Annotated in this window: 22 protein-coding genes; 6 read left to right on the top strand and 16 right to left on the bottom strand. The window is 57.9% G+C overall.

All coding sequences use genetic code 11. From position 1 onward, the window contains the following. Positions 1–3: 3 nt before the first annotated feature. The 3 genes from BM174_RS15125 to fliF are packed head-to-tail and all read right to left on the bottom strand — an operon-like array spanning position 4 to position 2,699. Positions 4–366: a FliM/FliN family flagellar motor switch protein gene (locus BM174_RS15125; RefSeq protein WP_093924698.1), complete on the bottom strand. Its 363-nt coding sequence runs from the start codon at positions 364–366 to the stop codon at positions 4–6. Beyond that, positions 367–1,014: a FliH/SctL family protein gene (locus BM174_RS15130; protein WP_093924699.1), complete on the bottom strand. Its 648-nt coding sequence runs from the start codon at positions 1,012–1,014 to the stop codon at positions 367–369. It abuts the gene before it with no gap. Next, positions 1,011–2,699, bottom strand: coding sequence for a flagellar basal-body MS-ring/collar protein FliF (gene fliF, locus BM174_RS15135; RefSeq protein ID WP_093924700.1), 1,689 nt, complete (start codon positions 2,697–2,699; stop codon positions 1,011–1,013). Before fliF ends, BM174_RS15130 begins: the two co-directional genes overlap by 4 nt. A 134-nt stretch (positions 2,700–2,833) precedes the next feature. Between fliF and BM174_RS15140 the strand changes: the two genes are divergently transcribed. The 4 genes from BM174_RS15140 to BM174_RS15155 are packed head-to-tail and all read left to right on the top strand — an operon-like array spanning position 2,834 to position 5,464. After that, positions 2,834–3,502: a flagellar basal body-associated FliL family protein gene (locus tag BM174_RS15140; protein ID WP_093924701.1), complete on the top strand. Its 669-nt coding sequence runs from the start codon at positions 2,834–2,836 to the stop codon at positions 3,500–3,502. Between the two features lie 11 nt (positions 3,503–3,513). After that, entirely contained in the window at positions 3,514–4,467 is a 954-nt protein-coding gene (locus BM174_RS15145) for a flagellar motor switch protein FliM (protein ID WP_245766394.1), read from the top strand. Next, positions 4,448–4,804, top strand: coding sequence for a flagellar motor switch protein (locus tag BM174_RS15150; protein ID WP_093924702.1), 357 nt, complete (start codon positions 4,448–4,450; stop codon positions 4,802–4,804). The genes BM174_RS15145 and BM174_RS15150 overlap by 20 nt, the downstream gene beginning before the upstream one ends. Before the next feature lie 3 nt (positions 4,805–4,807). Next, positions 4,808–5,464, top strand: coding sequence for a MotE family protein (locus BM174_RS15155; protein WP_093924703.1), 657 nt, complete (start codon positions 4,808–4,810; stop codon positions 5,462–5,464). A gap of 3 nt (positions 5,465–5,467) precedes the next feature. On the opposite strand, the gene flhB is transcribed toward BM174_RS15155, so the two are convergent. The 8 genes from flhB to BM174_RS15195 are packed head-to-tail and all read right to left on the bottom strand — an operon-like array spanning position 5,468 to position 11,679. Beyond that, positions 5,468–6,595 (bottom strand): flagellar biosynthesis protein FlhB, encoded by a 1,128-nt coding sequence (gene flhB, locus BM174_RS15160; RefSeq protein ID WP_093924704.1) that lies wholly within the window; start codon positions 6,593–6,595, stop codon positions 5,468–5,470. Position 6,596: 1 nt separating this feature from the next. After that, positions 6,597–7,352, bottom strand: coding sequence for a flagellar biosynthetic protein FliR (locus BM174_RS15165; protein WP_093924705.1), 756 nt, complete (start codon positions 7,350–7,352; stop codon positions 6,597–6,599). Next, positions 7,349–9,451, bottom strand: coding sequence for a flagellar biosynthesis protein FlhA (gene flhA, locus BM174_RS15170; RefSeq protein ID WP_093924706.1), 2,103 nt, complete (start codon positions 9,449–9,451; stop codon positions 7,349–7,351). Before flhA ends, BM174_RS15165 begins: the two co-directional genes overlap by 4 nt. 2 nt (positions 9,452–9,453) lie before the next feature. Then, positions 9,454–10,272 carry a lytic transglycosylase domain-containing protein gene (locus BM174_RS15175; RefSeq protein WP_177209496.1) on the bottom strand — a complete coding sequence of 273 codons (819 nt, stop codon included), beginning with the start codon at positions 10,270–10,272 and terminating at the stop codon, positions 9,454–9,456. Position 10,273: 1 nt separating this feature from the next. Further along, positions 10,274–10,543: a flagellar biosynthesis protein FliQ gene (fliQ, locus tag BM174_RS15180; RefSeq protein ID WP_093924708.1), complete on the bottom strand. Its 270-nt coding sequence runs from the start codon at positions 10,541–10,543 to the stop codon at positions 10,274–10,276. Between the two features lie 30 nt (positions 10,544–10,573). Next, positions 10,574–10,885 carry a flagellar hook-basal body complex protein FliE gene (gene fliE / locus BM174_RS15185; RefSeq protein ID WP_093924709.1) on the bottom strand — a complete coding sequence of 104 codons (312 nt, stop codon included), beginning with the start codon at positions 10,883–10,885 and terminating at the stop codon, positions 10,574–10,576. Between the two features lie 11 nt (positions 10,886–10,896). Continuing rightward, positions 10,897–11,307, bottom strand: coding sequence for a flagellar basal body rod protein FlgC (flgC, locus tag BM174_RS15190; protein WP_093924710.1), 411 nt, complete (start codon positions 11,305–11,307; stop codon positions 10,897–10,899). An 18-nt stretch (positions 11,308–11,325) separates the two neighbouring features. Beyond that, positions 11,326–11,679: a flagellar basal body protein gene (locus BM174_RS15195; protein ID WP_093924711.1), complete on the bottom strand. Its 354-nt coding sequence runs from the start codon at positions 11,677–11,679 to the stop codon at positions 11,326–11,328. Between the two features lie 66 nt (positions 11,680–11,745). Here BM174_RS15195 and BM174_RS15200 point away from each other — a divergent pair, with 66 nt between their 5' ends. Continuing rightward, positions 11,746–13,137 carry a FliI/YscN family ATPase gene (locus tag BM174_RS15200; RefSeq protein ID WP_093924712.1) on the top strand — a complete coding sequence of 464 codons (1,392 nt, stop codon included), beginning with the start codon at positions 11,746–11,748 and terminating at the stop codon, positions 13,135–13,137. Between the two features lie 106 nt (positions 13,138–13,243). On the opposite strand, the gene BM174_RS15205 is transcribed toward BM174_RS15200, so the two are convergent. From BM174_RS15205 to BM174_RS15220, 4 genes are all read right to left on the bottom strand, one after another. Continuing rightward, a complete protein-coding gene (locus tag BM174_RS15205) occupies positions 13,244–14,125 on the bottom strand; it encodes a flagellin N-terminal helical domain-containing protein (protein ID WP_093924713.1) in 882 nt (293 codons plus the stop codon). A 129-nt stretch (positions 14,126–14,254) separates the two neighbouring features. Further along, positions 14,255–14,740, bottom strand: a complete 486-nt coding sequence (locus BM174_RS15210; protein WP_093924714.1) for a flagellar biosynthesis protein FlgI — start codon at positions 14,738–14,740, stop codon at positions 14,255–14,257. Beyond that, a complete protein-coding gene (locus tag BM174_RS15215) occupies positions 14,737–15,033 on the bottom strand; it encodes a rod-binding protein (protein ID WP_093924715.1) in 297 nt (98 codons plus the stop codon). Before BM174_RS15215 ends, BM174_RS15210 begins: the two co-directional genes overlap by 4 nt. Next, positions 15,033–16,217, bottom strand: a complete 1,185-nt coding sequence (locus BM174_RS15220) for a flagellar basal body P-ring protein FlgI (protein WP_093924716.1) — start codon at positions 16,215–16,217, stop codon at positions 15,033–15,035. The genes BM174_RS15215 and BM174_RS15220 overlap by 1 nt, the downstream gene beginning before the upstream one ends. Positions 16,218–16,375: 158 nt before the next feature. Here BM174_RS15220 and BM174_RS15225 point away from each other — a divergent pair, with 158 nt between their 5' ends. Beyond that, the gene (locus BM174_RS15225; protein WP_093924717.1) at positions 16,376–17,080 is read left to right on the top strand and encodes a response regulator transcription factor; all 705 of its coding nucleotides are present in this window, start codon (positions 16,376–16,378) and stop codon (positions 17,078–17,080) included. Here BM174_RS15225 and BM174_RS15230 read toward each other — a convergent pair whose 3' ends face one another. Further along, complete coding sequence (locus tag BM174_RS15230; protein ID WP_093924718.1) at positions 17,081–18,163, bottom strand: flagellin; 1,083 nt, start codon at positions 18,161–18,163, stop codon at positions 17,081–17,083. Positions 18,164–18,171 lie beyond the last annotated feature (8 nt).

Raw genomic sequence — 18,171 nt, forward strand, 5'->3', positions numbered from 1 at the left:
GGGTCAGATTTCCGACACGAAGTCTTTGACGATTTCCCGCAAAGCCACGCCGAGCATATCGCCCTGAACCCGCACCAGATCGCCACGGGCCACCATGCGGTCGTTGATCATTAGATCAACAGGCTCGCCGACGCGGCGGTCAAGCTCGATAACCGAACCTTTCGTCAGGTTCAGCAGCTCTGAGATCGGCATCCGGTTGCGCCCCAGCACGACGCGCACCTCCAGCTTGACACCAAAGATTGCATCGAGGCTTTTACCGTCCTGCTTCTTGGGGGTCTCGGCCGTTTCAGATGCCGGTTTTGCATCAGCGATCTGTTGCTGAATGGAGGGCTCGCTGCGGGCTGTCTTGGGGTCATTTTCCAACATTTATCCAGCTTTCTGAGTGGCTTGTTTGAAGTCATGCGCCGCCTTGTGCAGCGCGTCACGGATGGCAGTGCAGGCCTGATCGAGATCATATTCCAGATGCCCACCCTGCCAGAACACTTGTGCGGTATGAGGGGCCGCCTGCACATCGGGTACCAGTTCAATGCGGGTCGGGCCGGTGCCAACCCAGTCTGGGGTTTCGCTTTCAAGGGCGGCGATCACCTCGGGGCTGGCATGGATTTTCAGCACGGGATCGGTACGTGCTTCGGCGACACTTTTGCGGATGCGGGCGGCGGCCAGATCGGCCCCATGCGTGGCCAGCAACTCAGGCAACAGACGGTCCGCGACACCAAGAAACATATCGACGATATCGCGCTCGGCGCTCTGCGCCAGTGCGGTTTCCACGGCACCTAAGCTAGCCAGTTGTGCGCTGATGCTGTCGCATGCTTCGGCCAAACGGGCGGCGTCGGCTTGCGCATGTTCGGCCTGTGCTTCTTGACGGCCTAAGGCGCGGCCCGCGTCAAATCCCTGCTGTCGCGCTTCTTCCAGACGCGCCTGGGCTTCGGTGCGAGCCCGTGCGGCGGCAGTCGCTTCGCCGTGTGCCGCCCTGTCCGTGTCCACATCAAAGTTATGGCGAAACAGATCAATCACGCGTCAGCCTCGGCCATCAGCCACGACCGCAACACGCGCAAGACCTCTTCGGGTTTGTCGTCGGCAAGCTTTTGAATACGATCGATATTCTTCTTGTGCAAGCTGCCTTTTATACCCTGCTTGGTGACCAGCTCGGAGGGTTCATCGTCCCCGTCAGCGTCCAGCACATCTGCATCGCTTTGGCTGCGGGAAAAGGCTGGGGTCGGGCCTGGCAGTGCGGCGGGTTTTGGAGTGCCCGCATGGCCAAGCGCTTCGGTTTTTGCAGTGCCGAGGGCGGGTGTGATGTCATCCTCCGGCGGAGGCAGTTGTTCGGCTGGTGCGAGGTTGCGCAGCATCGGGCGCACGCCCAAAATTAACACCAGACCGACGATCAGTAGTGCGAAGAGCCCGCGCAGCAGCGGCACCATATTTTCCGACAAGCGCTCGCCCATGGTCTGGTCAATAGGTTCGCCCAGATCCATCGAATAATCCATAAATCGCATGCTATCGACCGAGATGGAATCGCCACGGGTGTCTTGGAAGCCAACGGCGGATTTCACCAGTTCTGACAGGCGGGCAAGTTCCTCGGCGCTGCGTTCGGCATAGGCCACATCGGCGCCTTCGACATTGTAGATGCCGTTCACCAATACCGCGACGGTCATGCGCCGCACGTCGCCTGCTTCGCGTACAATTTCGCGGCGGGTATTGCCAATTTCGTATTGTACAATTTCATCGGCCTCGGAGCGGTTGGAGCTGTTCCCCGCTGCCGCCCCATCGGTGAGAGCTGCGGGAATGTTGTTCTCTACGCCAACATTCCCGCCTCCTTCATTGCCGCTTTGATTTTCCGACTTTGATTCGGTGGATCTAACCACCTGTTGGTCGGGATCAAAACTCTGCTCGACAATAACTTCGCGCTGGGTTGTCAGATCGACATTGACCGTGACGCGGGCGTTTCCGGCACCGACACGCGCGGTGAGGATGTTCTCGATCTCGCGCGATAGGCGATCTTCGATGTTCGCTTTTGCGGTTTGCATAGTGCCGGGGCTGTCACCGTCCGGCCCTTCAGCAAGGATAGTTTCGCCGCTGGCCGAAAGGACAGTAACGCGCGACAGGTCAAGCTCGGCTACGGCCGATGCGACGAGGTTGCGCACGGCAATTGCTTGTTTGCGGTTTACGGCGCGGCCTGGATCGGGGCGGATGATGATTGACGCACGCGGCGCAGGAGCTTCGCGGGAGAAGGGTTCGCGGTCAGGCAATACAAGATGCACCCGTGCGGTCGAAATCCCGTCAAGTGTTTGAATCGAGCGGGCTAGTTCGCCTTCCATCGCACGGGTGCGATTGATCTTCTGCAAGAAAGAGTTCATCGCCAAGCCGCTTTGGTCGTCGAAAAGTTCCCAACCGGGATCGCCATCAATCGCAACACCGCTTTCGGCCAGAACCATGCGGGCCCGCGCTGCATCCGACTGGGGGACCGAGACGGTGGAGCCGTCTTCGGCCACAAGAACATTAAAGCCGGCATTGGTCAGCGCAGATTCGATGGAGTTGGCGGAGGTGACTGAAAGGTTGGAGTAGATTGGCGCATAGTCAGGGCGCGACACTGCACCCAAGCCTAAAAGCATCACTGTTACCAGCGCGATAGCCGTTCCGCCGAGGATCAGCAGCTTCTGTCGTCCCAAGGACATCAGGTTGTCTATTAATCCTTGCACGCCAGACTCCGTGGATTGCCTTTTATCCCTTACATCATTAATAGAAGGTTAAAGGCAAGTATAAATACGGTTAACGTTCTTGCAACTGAAGTAAAACGGCCCAATAGTTCTTGGGTAGCATCTGTAGGGCGGTCATGGCCAAGAAACCATCAACAAAAGCAAAGCCCGACGCTGAGACTGGCGATTCTCCGGCTGCGGCCAAAGGATCGAAAAAGACGCTTCTGGCTGCAGCAGTGCTGTGTCTTCTATCCTTGGGTGGGGGATTTGTTCTTGCCCGGATGGCGTATGTTAAGGATGCGGAAGCTTTTGAGCCCGACTACGCGAATGATGCGGAACATGAGGGTGAGGATGCGGGTCATGGCGAGGCGTCCAAGCCTGATTTGCGCAAAGACATTACCGATCCTCTGGCCCAAGATGGTCATGATGCGGAGAACGCCATGTCGCTCAAGGCTAAGGAAACCGATCCAAACGCCGGTCTTGCTGATACCGGATTGCTCGATTTTGGCGATGTGATGACCAACATCCAGAGCTTTGATGCGCAGGGGCTGCCAAAGACATCTTTTCTCAAGGTTAATCTGGTAGTTGCCTACCGCCCCGACGCCGGATCGGGGCAGTTAATGCAAAGCCGCGAACCCTTCATGCGCGATCTTTTTAACGGCTATCTGCGCGGGTTGTCCGAGGCCGATGTGCGCGGCATGGCTGGTATCCTCTACATCAAGGCAGAGCTGCTCAAACGCGCCCGCGCCGCCGTGGGCAATGACATGCCACAAGAAATCCTGATCAACGATTTGATTGTGCAGTAGGGGGCCGACGCGTGAACAAAGTGCTGACCAGTCAGGAAATCGAGGCCGAGGGTGCCAGCCTGATCGACGAGATCATCCGTCTGTCGGATTTCACCTTCGACCGCTTGCCGATGCTCGACATTATCGGCGAGCGGCTGGTCGAAAACCTGTCCGTCGCCTTCCCCGATCTGACCCGCGCGATGTGCGAAGCCAAGCTTACCTCGCTTGATTACATCCCGCTCGCGCAGGTGATGGAGAGCCTGCCCGCGCCCGTGCTACTTGCCGTCGGCGCGGGTGTGCCGTTTGACGGGGAAATCTTGCTGGTTATCGACCGGACGTTGTTGCTGACGGCGATTGAATTGATGCTGGGCGGCAGCGCCAAACACATAGACACCGAGAGCACTCAGGCTTTCACAGCAATCGAGCTTGGCTTTGGCGAGCGGTTGGCAGCAGCCGTTCTGGCCGAATTGCAGCGCGCGCTATCGGTTGTCGGCAGGGCTGCGCTGGAGCTCGACCGTGTCGATACCGACCCTGAAGCCGCCGCCATCGCGAAGAACAGCAGCCTTTGCGCGCGGATGCGGCTGTCGGTCTCGATGGCAGGGCACGTCGGTCTGCTGGATGTCGTGATCCCCTATGACGCGCTGGAGCCGATCCGCCCTGATTTGGGTAAGATCTACTTTGGCAACCGTGGCGAGGATCAAAGCACCTGGCACGATCTGATCAGCGGCCAGATCGAGCGCGCCCAGATGGATCTTGAGGTCGTCTTGGCCCAAGAAGCGATTCCGATCCAGAAAATCATGTCATGGCAGCCCGGTGATACAGTCGATTTCGGTATCGAAGAGGGCGAGGACGCGACGATGACCTGCGCCGACGCACCCATGTTCAAAGTCTCGCTTGGCAAGCGCAACAACGGTTTCATCGCCGTTCAGATCACCGAGAAAATCACCGACAAGGAGGAGCCCGAAAATGATGGCAACGATAATTGATACAGTGACGATCGTGCTTTTGATCGGCAGCATCACCTATGGCTATCTGGTGTCGCGCAAAGTGCGTCTGCTGATGGCTACGCTGCGCGAGTTAGAGCCTCTGGTGGTCGAATTCTCCTCTGCGGTGGACAAATCCGAGCATTCGGTCGCGAAAATGCGCGAGAATATCACCGTAGCCGAGCGTCGGCCTGAGCCCGCGCCAGAACCTGCGGAGGCCGCCTTCTCCAGTCGCCGCGCGGCCCCTTCGTCCGCAGAAGTCACAGGCCTGCGGGTGATGCGCGACAAAAAAGAGCTGGTGCGGGCGTTCTTCGAGAACTCCGGCGCGGCACGGGTCTGATCGATGGCAAATCTGCTGAGCGGTAAGTTGATCATTGGCGGGCTGGGGCTGACGTTGTTTGCCAAGGCTGCGCTATCATTCCCTGAACTTCCGATGTTTCGCGACATTGATCCAATGCCGGCGCCGGCGATTATTCTGGCCGCGGCCACTAAAGAGGAATCGGGGCTACAACCCGCGACGGATGCACCGCCGTTGGTTGAGGATCTGCCCGCCAGAGCGGCCCATAACGACACGCCCGAGGAGGTTTTGCAGTCCTTGACCCGCGAGCGTGAGTTGGTTGATCTGCAAAAGGACAATATTGAAGAGCGCAAAGCCGAAGTGGCGCTGGCACTGGAACGGCTGGAGATTGAAAAGGCATCGTTGATGGAGCTGAAAAACTCGATCGAGGCGTTGCTGGCACGGGTTGAAGCCTCACAAACCGACGACCTGAACCGGCTCATTGAGTTCTACAAGAATATGAAGCCTGTGGATGCCGCGCGGATCATTGATGATCTGGATATCGAGACCACGATCATGATCCTCGGAGAGATGAACCCCCGTTCTGCCGCGCCGATTATGGCCAAGGTTTCGGCGGTGCGGGCCCGTGCAATCTCCAAGATTATTCTTGAGCGGTCGCAATTGCCGGGCGATCAGGATCTGGTTGGCATCAAGCTCAAATAACGCCTAGCTCGGGTCGTTGCGCAGGGTTGATCCTGCGGGCGGCTTGCGCTTGCGGTTGTTCTTGAGGTCAAAGACAAAGCTGATGATTTCGGCCACGATCTCCCAATGCTCGACCGGCACGACCTGATCAATCTCGACAGTATCATAGAGCAGTCGCGCCAGCGGCTTGTTTTCGATAATCGGAATCTCATTCTCAAACGCCACTTCGCGAATGCGTAGCGCGACAAGATCAGCGCCTTTGGCAATGCAAACGGGGGCCATATCTTGAGCTGGATCGTACTTCAGCGCGACGGAATAATGCGTCGGGTTGATCAAAATCACATCAGCCATCGGGACCGCGGAAATGCTGCGCTGCTGTGAAAGCTCGCGGCGGCGGCGGGCGCGTTTCTGGCGGATCTCTGGCGAACCTTCGCTTTCCTTGTATTCATCCTTGAGATCTTTCTGGCTCATCCGCTGTTTCTTGCGCCAGTCAAACCGCCGCCAGAGGATGTCGACGATGGCGACCGGCACCAGAAAGATCGCCGCGGACGCCAACAGCTTTTGCGTGGCTTCAACCAGATAGGCAGGCAGAGCTTCGGGAACAAAGCCGATGGTCATCCAAATTTCGCGCACCGCTTGATTGGTGAACCAGATCGCCAAGAAGCCAATCGCAAAAACCTTAACAATGCTTTTGATAAACTCGACGAAGGAATTGGCGGAGAACAAGCGCTTGAACCCCTCTTTCGGGGATATCTTCGACAGCTTAGGTTTGATCCGCTCCAACGCGACGACGGTCTCGCCCTGAATAAGCGACCCGACCAGCGCGCCCACAAGCAGCACCCCGAACACGGGAAGAATCGCAAGAACAAGCCGCAGCATGAAATCGCCAAGTATCTGGCCCAAACGGGTGAGGCCGGTCGTCCCAGTGGCAACTTGTAGGTTCGGTGCTTGCTCGATCAACCCTGTCAGCGCCTGCACGATGCGCGGCGCCTGCAACGGCAAAACAAAGGCGATAATCCCGAGTAAAGCCAACACCACCATCATATTGCCGGTTTCTTTAGAGGAGGGCACGTCCCCTTTCTTGCGCGCGTCTGCAAGCCGCTTTTCGGTTGGTTCTAACGTCTTTTCCGTGCTGTCGCCGTTGTCTGCCATCTCAGAACCTAAAGCCGATCAACCATCCTTGGAACGTCTCGATGAAGTATTCAAGGATTGCGGGCATGGTAATGGCGAGGATCAGCAGCCCCGCGCCGATGAGAAGAGACGCGGCAACAAAAAACACAGGCAACTGCGGCATCATCCGGTTTGCCAGCCCCATGCCAAGGTTCAGCACCACACCCATGACGAAAAACGGCGCGGCAATGGCGGTGCCGATATACAAGCTCTGCCCGCCGGCGCGAAGAATCTGGTCGGTCATGTCCTGCAGCATCACCTCACCGGGCGGAAAAATCTGATAACTAGACAGCAGCGCTCGCAGGATGATGTGGTGCGTGTCGGTGATGAAAATCATCGCAACGGCGCTGATCATCATCAACGTTGCTACCATCGTAGCCCCCTCGAAAGAGCCGAAGGACGGCCCGAAAGCGTTGGCAAGCCCCGAGACCTGACCCGCCTGAAAGCCCGCAAATTGCAGGGCCGAAAGCAGAATGCGCGCGGTCAGCCCGATCCACAGCCCGATAGTGACTTCGGCGCCAAGCATGATTGCCAACGCCAGTGGTTCGGAGGGCATTGCGGCTTGCACGGGCGTGGCTGGCAGCAAAGCGGCGCAAAGTACCAACGCGAACGAAAGGCGCACCCGCATCGGAATTTGCACCTCGCCAAAGGCTGGCATGAAGATCAGCGCCGAGCCGAGCCGCGCAAAAACCACAAGATAAGAGAAAAACAGCGCCGTGACATAGCCCTCAAGCGTCATGACCCGACGGTGCCAATGGTGCGCAACGAAGCTTTGCGGTGCACTTCGTTATGGGAAATCACTTGGGTCGTCGGGCTGACCCGCTCAAGGATAGAGCGCACATAGGGTCTCGCCTGCGGGGTTACCAGAATCGCGGGCCAATGATCGGCAGCCGAGTGTTTCTGGATTTCCTTGCGCATCGCCAGTACAAATTCCTGCACCCGCGATGGCGACATCAAAAAGGTGTCTTCGCCATTGGCGGTCGAGATCGAATTGACCAACTCCCGCTCCCATTCACCATTTAGATTGATCACCGGAACGTATCCTTGCGGATCCTTGAGGGTTTGGCAGATTTGTTTGGCTAGCTTGCCACGGGCATGTTCGATCACGGTGCGGATGTTCTTGGTATTGGCACTGGCCTCGGCCACCGCTTCGATAATCTTCGGCAAGTTGCGGATCGAAACCCGCTCGGCCAGCAGCGCTTGCAGCACGTGTTGTAGCATGACGGCAGGGCTGTTGTTGCTGCTATCGGCCAATAGTTTCTGGTAATCCTTGTCCTGCCCTTCGATCAATTCCTGCGTCGCGGAATAGGTCAGGATTTCGGGCATATGCTCCTTGATCACTTCGGTCAGATGGGTCGTGACCACACTTTCAGGGTCCACCACGGTCATGCCGCGCAATTCGGCCTCCGAAGCGGTAGCCTCATCCACCCATATCGCTTCCAGCCCGAAGGTCGGCTCGCGGGTACGCTTGCCCGGCAGGTCAATATCCTCGCCGGTGGGGTTGATCACCATCATCATCAAAGGCTCGATTTCGCCGCGTGCGGCCTCCACGCCCTGTAGGGAAATCGAATAGGTCAGCGACGGCAGATCGGAATCGTCCTTGATCCGAACCGGCGGCAGGACAAAGCCGTAATCCTTGATAAACAGCGATCGCAGGCTTTTGACCTTGCCGGGCAGCGCCGCGTCGACGGAGGTGATCATCGGCACCAGTCCCGCGCCCAGATCAAGGCGCACATCATCCACCCGCAGCATATCTGCCACCCCGTCGGAGGGGGCATCGGTAGGCGTGGCGGCGTCTTTGGCTTCCTGCGTATCTTTGGCCAAACGCTCTGCTATCTGCTTTTGCATTACATAGCCAAATCCGGCCATCCCCGCAGCGAGCGGCAGGAAGATCGTCAGCGGGAAACCGGGCAGCCAGCCGATGCCGAAGGTCAGCGCCGAGGCCATATAAAGCGCCTTGGGGAAGTTGCTCAGCTGGCCCAAAACGGCCTCGTTCGCAGCCCCCGATGTGCCGCCCTTGGTGACCAACAGCCCTGCCGCCAATGACACGATCAACGCGGGGATTTGCGTGACCAAACCGTCACCAATGGTCAACACAGTATAGTTGCTCAGCGCTTGGGTCACGCTCAGATCATGGCTGAGCATCCCGATCAGGATGCCGCCAAAGACGTTGATCAACACAATTATCAGCCCCGCGACCGCATCGCCGCGCACGAACTTTGACGCACCATCCATCGCGCCGAAAAACGAGCTTTCTTCTTCGACTATTCTGCGGCGGGTCTTGGCTTCCTGTTCGTTGATCACGCCCGCGCCCAGATCGGCGTCAATCGCCATCTGTTTACCTGGCATCGCGTCGAGTGAGAACCGCGCCGCGACCTCCGCGATGCGGGTGGAGCCCTTGGTGATGACAACAAAGTTAATGATCACGAGGATGATAAACACCACAATTCCGATGACGAAATCACCGCCGACGATGAATTGGGCAAAGCCTTCGATGACATTGCCTGCCGCCCCCGGCCCCTCGTGGCCTCTGGCGAGGATCAACCGCGTAGAGGAGACGTTCAGCGCCAGCCGCAGCATGGTCACCACCAGCAGCAGCGTCGGGAAGGAATTGAACTCCAGCGGGGTGCCGATCCACAAAGCGACCATCAGGATAAGCACCGACAGAGACAGTGAAATTGCCAGCCCAAGGTCAAGCAAGAAAGGCGGCAGCGGCACAAACAGCATCGCAAGGATCAGCATGACCCCGATGGCAAAGCCGATGTCGCGGTTGTCACGTCCCAACTTGCCGAAGCTGAAGGCAGGCTTGGCTGCCGTGGTGGTATCGGGCAGGGCCATCGTCATTCCACCTGCGCGTAGTTTGGCAGAACCGGCTGTAGCGGTGTGGCCGTATAGATCGACACGACCTGATGCATGACTTGGGCGCCGCTGCCGGTCATATCCGCGCTCCAGTTAAACGATGGCTGCTCGCGCGGCTCGTTATCAGCGGCAACAGTTGCGGAGGCAGTCGGCAGGCCGGCAAGGCGGAATTCGCTGGCATTGGCGAGCTTGCTGTTCTGCGCCAGCTTTTCGAGATAGATCTTTTTGAACTCTGGCGTCGAGGAGTGATAGCGCCCCGCGGCATCCCACCAATCGCCCGATTCTTCATAGAGCCTGAGGAGAAACTGCGCGGCATATTCGACATTCGCGGTCGGGTCGGTGGCTTCGGAAAGCGAGGAAAAATGCTCGGAATGCCAGCGTTGGTTGATCTGCATACAGCCGACATCAATCGAATCGGTGCCGCCTGCCTGCCGGACCCGTACCCAGCTTTCCAAAGCACCTTTGCTATCAAAAAACGCGCCATTGCCGTCGGCATTGGCGGTCCATGGCCAAATGGTCAGGTTGCCGTCAATCCGGCGTCCGGCTTCTTGAATGCCGATGGCGAGCAACAGATTGTCGGGGATTTCGTAGCGCAACTGCGCGTCAAGAATAGCGCGCAAACAAACCCCAGCGTCTTCGCCACCCTGGGCCGCTGCGGGGCGCAGGCGGGTGGCAGCAGGAGCGGTGACAACGGGGCTCGCGCGGTAAAACCCGGCCCAGCCTTCTGCAACTGCCTCACCCGCGGTGCTTGCGAGGATGCCGCATAACAGTGCGCGGTGGAGCAAGGATAAACGGGTCATCTCAAATACCGCCATTCGCGATTAGATCGAACACCCGATCAGACAGGCCAGTGAGCGTCGCATACATAAAGGGCAAGGCCAGTGCCAGCGTCACAAAGATAGCCGCAATTTTTGGCACGAAGGTCAGCGTCATCTCCTGAATCTGCGTCAGAGCCTGAAAGAACGCAATCATCAGGCCAACGCCAAGCGCCACGACCAGCACCGGCGCAGAGGCCAGCAGCACGGCCATAAGCGTCTGCCGGATAAACTCATATGTAGTGACGGGATCCATGCGCAGCCTGCAATCCTTGTTGGTGAGGCGTCAGATCGGCATTCTCATGACGTCCTGATAGGCTTCAACCAGTTTGTCGCGCAGAGCGACCGAAATCTGCACTGTGCTTTCCATCGCCATCGTGGCCTCAACGACCTGCTGCAATCCCGCTTGGCCCTGAAGCCCGGCGATTGCCATGCTGTCGCCGGTGCGCACAGTCTCCACCGCCTTTTGCGCGGCGTCCGCGACCATGGAGGAAAAGTCCGCACCAGAGGGTTTCGGCTCTGCGGCGGGTTTGGCATCGGACGCCTTGGCATAGGCGGCCTGCACATAGGAGGATCGGATGGCGGAGAAATCAGTCACGTATCAGGACCCTATCTGAGCAAATCAATAAGCTGGCGGCGCATGTCGCGGGCGTTTTCCACCATCGACAGGTTTGCCTCGTAGCTGCGCGAGGCTTCACGCATATTGCTCATTTCGATCAATGGGTTAACGTTTGGCAGTTTAATATATCCGGTTTCGTCTGCAGCAGGGTGCGAGGGATCATAGCGTAGGGTAAAGGGGCTGGTGTCACGCTCGATCTCTCCGGCGGTCACGATTGCCGCACCGGTGCGCGGATCGGTGCCTGCCTCAAACGACATGGTTTTGCGCTGGTAGGGATCGCCGCCCGCCGTTTGCGAGGTCGAACTGGAGTTGGCCACGTTCTCGGAGACGATGCGCAGACGCTCGCCCTGAACACGCATACCGCTTGCGGCGGTGGTGCTGATACTGCTGAGTGGATCCATTGGCCTTGCTCCTCTTGCTTACCGACGACCCGAAACCGTTTGCAGCATGTCATGCGCTTTACGGTAGAGGTTGGCGGCGATCTTGAACTGGCCCGCTGTGGCGTTGGCCTCCATGATCTGTTCTTCGAGCACGACATTGTTGCCCGACATATCTTCTGACCAGTTAACCTTCGCTTCGGTGACTTCGGCGGTGGGCAGAACGCCCGTCATTGCAGCGCTGTCGAGGTAACTGGCAAAGCTTTCGATGTCTTTGGCGCGGAAGCCCGCGACATCAGCGTTCGCAATATTCTCCGCGACCACCTTTTGACGGGTTGCCAGCCACTCCAAACGTTTCGGAGCAAGATCAAATATGGATTGAGTCTGTGTATTCATTGTTTACTCATCATTTAATCTTGGCGTATACCAAGTATAGAAAGATTAAGGAAGGTTTAAAACCCCGTGTCAACGTTTTTCGATTTGCAGAAAGCGCTCTATTCATCTGCATCGGCGCGGACGTTTGGCACGGTCAAATCCATCGTCGGGCTGACGCTCACGGTGCGGGGACTGGCTTCGGTCGCGGGAATCGGCAGCCGCTGTCGCATCGCAGGACGCAGAGGCGCGGTGGACGGTGAAGTCGTCGGCGCCGAGGGGTCCGACTTGCTGGTACTGCCGTTCGGGAGCTGGGACGGTGTCGCGGTCGGTGATAAGGCCGAGCTGTTGGAGATGGACGATATGGTCTTTCCTGACGAAAGCTGGATCGGCAAGGTTGTCGATGCACTGGGGCGGCCTTTGTCGCGCTATAACCGTGCGCCGCGCCCGCGTCGTGCCACGGCTGGCCGTGCCCAACCCCCCGGCGCTTTCGAGCGCAAGGCTGTGGGTGAAAAGCTCCAGACACAAATCAAATGTGTCGATATTTTCACCCCGATCTGCCGTGGGCAGCGCATGGGAGTCTTTGCGGGGTCGGGGGTTGGAAAATCCACTCTGATGGCGATGCTGGCCCGCAATACCGACGCAGATGTCATCGTTATCGGCCTGATCGGGGAGCGCGGCCGCGAGGTGCAGCAGTTCATTCAGGAAGACTTGGGCGAAGAAGGCATGGCGCGGGCGGTGGTTGTTGTCTCCACCGGGGACGAGGCGCCGCTATTGCGCAAACAGGCGGCGCTGACCACAACGGCAGTGGCGGAATACTTCAAATCGCAGGGCAAACAGGTTTTGTTGCTGCTCGATTCGGTCACTCGCTTTGCCATGGCGCAGCGCGAAATCGGGCTGGCGCGGGGCGAGCCGCCGACCCTGCGCGGCTATCCCCCGTCGGTGTTCAGCGACCTGCCACATTTGTTGGAGCGGGCAGGGCCGGGCCGCGAAGGTGAGGGCGATATCACCGCGCTGTATACGGTGCTGGTGGACGGCGATGACATGAACGAACCCATCGCCGACGCGGTGCGCGGCATTGTCGATGGCCATTTGGTGCTGGATCGGCGTATCGCCGAGCAGGGGCGCTTTCCAGCGATTGATTTGCAACGCTCGCTGTCGCGGATGCTGCCTGACTGCCACTCCGCCGAGGAATACGAGATCACCAGAACCGCGCGCCGCGCCTTGGGGCGCTATGCGGATATGGAGGATCTGATCCGGCTCGGCGCCTACAAAGAAGGCTCTGACCCCGAGACGGACGAGGCGATCCGGTTTTTCAAGGTCGCAGGCCCCTATCTGAACCAGCGCCGCGGTGAGAAAGTGCCTGCCAGCCAAAGCTTTGCCGAGATGTACCGCATGGTGCTGGAGGCGGGGATTACCGATCCGCTACAGGCGTTCTTTGCCGAGGCCGAGCGCCAGCGGACCGAGGTCGCCGCGCAATAAAAAAACCACCTCTGGGGGGAGGTGGCGCGTAGGCCGGTTGGCCCGAGTGCCGCACCCGATGAAAAACCGGATGCGGTTAAATTATCAATCTTGAGCTACGCCGCTATTAACGGAACAGGCTCAGGATGTTCTGTGGGGCCTGGTTGGCGATCGACAGGGACTGTGTCGCAAGCTGCTGCTGGACCTGATAGGCCTGCAAACGGGCTGCTTCTTCTTCCATGTCGGCGTCAACCATCGAGGAAATGCCGGAATCCAGCGTATCTGTCAGGCTTTCGAGGAACTGCATCTGACCGTCGAGGGTGTTCTCAGTGATGCCGAGGGATGTCGCCGCAGTGATGGAAAGCGCCAACTGACCTTCCGCCGCTGCCAGACGGGTTTGCATATTATTAGATTCGTCGACGCCAGTTGTGGTGGCATCGTCTTCAACGTCCGCTGCGGTCACGTCGATTGCTGCCAAAGCGGTCTGAATGGCTTGTAGATCGACCTTATCGAAACTGATCTTTGTAGTATTAAACCCTGTACCACCGGCACGTGTCACACCAGTTACGACTGTAACCGTGGTGGATTCACCTGCCGCAACACCACCGACTAGATCGTCACCGTTGAACGTTGCTTGGTCGATTGCTGACTGCATGTTTGCGGCTAGGGCAACCAGTTCTTTCTGAACGTCGGCTTTGTTGACGCCATCGCTCTGGGCAAAGGCAATACGCTCGACCATCTTCTGCGCGATATCGCTGACGGTTTCTGCGCCAAGACGGGCAGTAGCGACGGAGTTTTTGGTAGCGGTCAGGCCTTCGTTGATGGCCTTATACATACCGCTGTCACCCTTCATCGTTTCTGAGATGGCGAAATAGGCGGCGTTTTCTTTACCGGAACGAACCTGCAGACCGCTCGATACGCGGTTTTGCGTCTCGTTCAGGCCACGGTTGACATCGTTAAGCGTGGCGAGTGCCACCATTGCGGAACTATTGGTGAGAATGGACGACATTTAATGCTCTCCTCGTTTCTCATATTATATCAGTCTTCTGACTGAGTGTGGCTCATGGCCAACAAGGGCTAGATAAGGCCTGAAGTTAAGGGAGGGTTAAAAAAAATCGCGGTTTCGAATAAATCTTCGTCAAAGTTCCTGATCGAGGTTCACCGCGCCGCCTGTGGCCGCCCCCCGTTTATGACCGGACTTTCCGTATACGCCTGATAAGCCATTGCGATTGGTAATTTTTTCGACCTCACGCAAAACTGTACGCGCCGCCACAGTCATACGTGACAAAAGCGCATCGTCTTCTTCAATATTTTTCTTCAACACGGCCAGATGCTCTTTGATCCCGAGGTTGCTAGCGGCCTCGTGATGCAAGAACGGCTCGATCAGCGGGGTGCGTAGCTCCAGCCACTTCAGGACTTTGGACTTTTCCTCATAGACCTGCCCCACGACTTCCAGTTCGCCTGCTTTGATTGCGTCGATCTCGCGCCGCAGAATGGTGACGGTTTCCTTAATCTTGCCCACGTAGGCATCAAGGTTTTGCGCGTCTTCGTTCGTTAATGCAATCGGCGCGGCAGGGTTCACCGCCTCCCGTTCGCCAAAGCGGAATTTTTTGCGCGGAATCATGGAGTCGCCTCGGTTTTAGTCGGTTGGGTATAGGCGTTGAGCATCTTTTCGACCGATCCGGTCAGCCCGAGTCCGCCTTGCTCAACCAGATGGTTGGCCACGGCTTCGGACATGAAGGAGCGCCACATCTCGGCCTGGTCCGGCCCGCCGAAAGCTGTGTCGCCCGTGGTCTTCATCATCTCGTCGACGAATTGCGTCAGAAACACAGATTCGAATTCCTTGGCGGTCTGGTGTGCCTTGGCGGCATCAATGTTTTGGCCCGCAGGCGGAGCGGGGGGCAGGGCGTTCACCATCAAATAATCTCCAGATCAGCGTGCAGCGCGCCGGCCGCCTTGATCGCTTGCAAGATCGCGATGGTCTGCCGCGCGCCAACACCGATGGCGTTGAGACCATTCACCAATTCCTGCAGGCTGACGTCGCCATTAAGAATGGTAAAGCTGCGCTCGATCTCCTGTACCTGTATCTCGGTTTCCGGAACAATGACCGTACTGCCGCCGATGGTGATTGAACGGTTCGACGCCACAGTCGTATCGCCTAGCACACTGACCGGACCCGGTTGGCTTACGCTGTAGTTTTCCTGCACCTGCACGGTCAATCCACCTTGGCTAATTGCAACCTGCGCGATCCGGACGTTGGCACCCATGACAATGGTACCTGATTTTTCATCCACAACCACGCGGGCTACCGCATCGGGCTGCACCATCAAGCTTTCAATGGCCATAATCGTGTCGGGGACGTTGCTTTTGCCGGGTATCCAGACCTCGATCGTGCCTGAATCAAGCACTTCGACAGCGCTGCTGCCCAGCAATTTGGCGACGGCATCATGCACCCGCGCGGCAGTGGTGAAATCGGGGTCGCGCAGGGCGATGCGCACGCTGTCCATCTCGAAAAGGCTGAACTCGACCTCGCGCTCAACGATGCCGCCGTTTTCAATCCGTGCAATGGTTGGCACGCCTTCAACAATCGAAGCCGCGTTGCCCTCGACACTATACCCCGAAGTCGCAAGCGCGCCTTGCGCAACCGCATAGACAGCGCCATCTGCAGCTGTCAGCGGTGTCACCAACAGCGTACCGCCACGCAAGCTGGTGGCATCGCCCAGCGACGAGACAGTCACATCAATCGGCGAGCCGCGCCGCGCAAAGGGCGGCAGCTTGGCCGTTACCATCACCGCCGCAGTATTTTTGGTCTTAAGCGTGTCGGCCTCCAGATTGGCGACGCCGAGGCGTTCGAGCATGCCGCGAATAGATTCGCGGGTGAAGGGGCTGGAGTTCAGCTTGTCGCCCGTCCCCAGCAGACCAACCACAAGGCCATAGCCAATCAGGTGGTTCTCCCGAACCCCTTCGAAATTGGCGATATCCTTGATGCGAACCTCAGCATTGGCCGCAAAAGGGGCGATCCCCACCGCGAACGCCAGGACACCGATTTGCAGGTGCCGCAGCAAGCGCCGGATCGTTGGAAAGTGGCTCGTTTGAGTCATTCTGCGCGCCCCGTGCATCAAGAACAGTGTAAGCTATCCTCAATATATCGCTTAGATCTTGGCATTATGCAATATAGATCACCGTTTATCGTTGTATGCGAAGTCTTTCCTTGCTAGCTATCAAGGATAAACAAGAATTTCTTGGGGTTAGCTGGACTATGCGGGCATATGTATTTGAACAGCAAGATGATCGTCGCGCGGCGCTAATCGCCGAAATGCGAACCTCAGGGTTTGAGCCGCAGATCATCGAGCCTGAATTCTTCCAGTCCGATCTCAGCGTGTTGCTGCAACCGGGCCATGAAACCCGCGCGGTTATGCTGGGCGAGTGCAAAGAGGTGCGCAGCTACATACGCGCCATGCGCAACGCAGGTTGTGCCAACCCGATCGTGGTATTCCGCAACTTCCGCAATGCGCAGGATACCTCCGAACTGCTCAACCTCGGTGCGGATGACGTGATCGTCGCGCCGTTTCGCGGTGAAGAGATCATGTCGCGGACCAATTCGATCATCCGCCGTCTGTGTGGCCATGCTGCCGATAACGTGGTGGTTGGCGAACTCACTGCCTATTTCGATGGCCGCGATCCCATCGTCTCCGGCAGTCGGATCAAGCTGTCAAAGCGCGAACATTCGGTGTTCCAGCATCTGGCCTTGAACCCGCATAAAGTGATCTCGAAGGACGCGATCTATGACGCCGTTTATGGTGCCAGTATCGACCAGCCTTTCGACAAGGTGATCGACGTTTATATTTGCAAACTGCGCAAGAAGATCGCCTCTGCGTCGGAAAGTGGCTGGCAGTATATCGAAACCGTGCACGGGCGCGGCTACAAGCTCAGCATGCCCGAGGCGATGTCGGACGCCAGCTGATCAGCGCAGGTAGTTCAGGATCGACATGCCCGACAACCGCGCGGAGACCTGATAGCTGGCCTGCAGTTGCGTTTCGAGGCTCTGCATCCGCGTGATCGCCTCATAGGGATCAACGCTCTCGTAATCCGAAATTTGTGTGCGCCGAACCAGCGACAAATCAGTCAATTGGGTCTGCGTGGTTTCCACCACCTGCTGGTTAAATCCAACGCGGGCAGAGACTTGCAGTATGCCTTCCTGCCCCTTTGTCAGCGACGTGACAACGCGGTCCATCCATGTGGCATAGGCGGCGTCGTCCATTTTGCTCACATCGGTGACCGCAAGCATTGCCAGACCTTTTAACGCTTCGCGGAAGGGTTCGTCGTTGGCGCGGGCGCCATACACTACTTCCTGACCGTTGTTCACCCAAGCGTTGACCTGCTTTGACGGCTGCCCGCTGGCGGTCTGCGCAGGCGATCCGCCATAGAAGGTCGTCTCGAAATTCCGGTTGGGGTTCGCTGTATCCGCTGAGTTGAAGGCCGCATCGATTTGATCGGCGATGGCTGCGGCATCGGCTGCGCTCACCGGACCGCCGCCAAAGATCGACGCCATCGCATCGGCAGGGGAGAGACCCGTGGTTGCGTTGGTCTCACTCCATCGCGTTAAGGGCGGCACTTCCGAGCGGAGCCCTGAAAACAGATGATCGCCGTTGAAGCTGATGTTGAGGGTGGCCACGATGCTTTCCAAAGCGGCCTTGGCGTCTTGTTGCAGAACCTCGGCGCCATTCTGCGGGCGGGTGGCGTTGGAAAGGGTGGTTTCCAACACCGCCTGGATACGTCCGCGTGCACTGTCGAGCGAGGTCAGCATTGCTTGCAGTTTGTTGCCCAACAGCGCGTTGGATTTCATGTAGGTCTGGGTGTCGGCTTCAGAAGCGCGCAGCCGCATGACCGACGACGCCCGCGACCCCAGATCTTCGTAGATGTCTGCTTTGCGTCCGGTCGCGACTTCTTGCCCCGCCTTTTGCAAGGCAATCGTCGTGCTTTGCACGTTCTGGCGGCTGAAAAAGTTGAATTGAAAACTGGAACTGCCGCCGATGGACCACGTCATGTCATAAT

Source organism: Sulfitobacter brevis (assembly GCF_900112755.1).
Taxonomy (GTDB): domain Bacteria; phylum Pseudomonadota; class Alphaproteobacteria; order Rhodobacterales; family Rhodobacteraceae; genus Sulfitobacter; species Sulfitobacter brevis.

Bases quoted from the DNA above. Each gene is read 5' to 3' on its own strand.
- BM174_RS15125 (WP_093924698.1), bottom strand. From the start codon at position 366: ATGTTGGAAAATGACCCCAAGACAGCCCGCAGCGAGCCCTCCATTCAG.
- BM174_RS15140 (WP_093924701.1), top strand. From the start codon at position 2,834: ATGGCCAAGAAACCATCAACAAAAGCAAAGCCCGACGCTGAGACTGGC.
- BM174_RS15150 (WP_093924702.1), top strand. From the start codon at position 4,448: ATGATGGCAACGATAATTGATACAGTGACGATCGTGCTTTTGATCGGC.
- BM174_RS15155 (WP_093924703.1), top strand. From the start codon at position 4,808: ATGGCAAATCTGCTGAGCGGTAAGTTGATCATTGGCGGGCTGGGGCTG.
- flhB (WP_093924704.1), bottom strand. From the start codon at position 6,595: ATGGCAGACAACGGCGACAGCACGGAAAAGACGTTAGAACCAACCGAA.
- BM174_RS15165 (WP_093924705.1), bottom strand. From the start codon at position 7,352: ATGACGCTTGAGGGCTATGTCACGGCGCTGTTTTTCTCTTATCTTGTG.
- flhA (WP_093924706.1), bottom strand. From the start codon at position 9,451: ATGGCCCTGCCCGATACCACCACGGCAGCCAAGCCTGCCTTCAGCTTC.
- BM174_RS15175 (WP_177209496.1), bottom strand. From the start codon at position 10,272: ATGACCCGTTTATCCTTGCTCCACCGCGCACTGTTATGCGGCATCCTC.
- fliQ (WP_093924708.1), bottom strand. From the start codon at position 10,543: ATGGATCCCGTCACTACATATGAGTTTATCCGGCAGACGCTTATGGCC.
- flgC (WP_093924710.1), bottom strand. From the start codon at position 11,307: ATGGATCCACTCAGCAGTATCAGCACCACCGCCGCAAGCGGTATGCGT.
- BM174_RS15195 (WP_093924711.1), bottom strand. From the start codon at position 11,679: ATGAATACACAGACTCAATCCATATTTGATCTTGCTCCGAAACGTTTG.
- BM174_RS15205 (WP_093924713.1), bottom strand. From the start codon at position 14,125: ATGTCGTCCATTCTCACCAATAGTTCCGCAATGGTGGCACTCGCCACG.
- BM174_RS15210 (WP_093924714.1), bottom strand. From the start codon at position 14,740: ATGATTCCGCGCAAAAAATTCCGCTTTGGCGAACGGGAGGCGGTGAAC.
- BM174_RS15215 (WP_093924715.1), bottom strand. From the start codon at position 15,033: ATGGTGAACGCCCTGCCCCCCGCTCCGCCTGCGGGCCAAAACATTGAT.
- BM174_RS15220 (WP_093924716.1), bottom strand. From the start codon at position 16,217: ATGACTCAAACGAGCCACTTTCCAACGATCCGGCGCTTGCTGCGGCAC.
- BM174_RS15225 (WP_093924717.1), top strand. From the start codon at position 16,376: ATGCGGGCATATGTATTTGAACAGCAAGATGATCGTCGCGCGGCGCTA.
- BM174_RS15230 (WP_093924718.1), bottom strand. From the start codon at position 18,163: ATGACGTGGTCCATCGGCGGCAGTTCCAGTTTTCAATTCAACTTTTTC.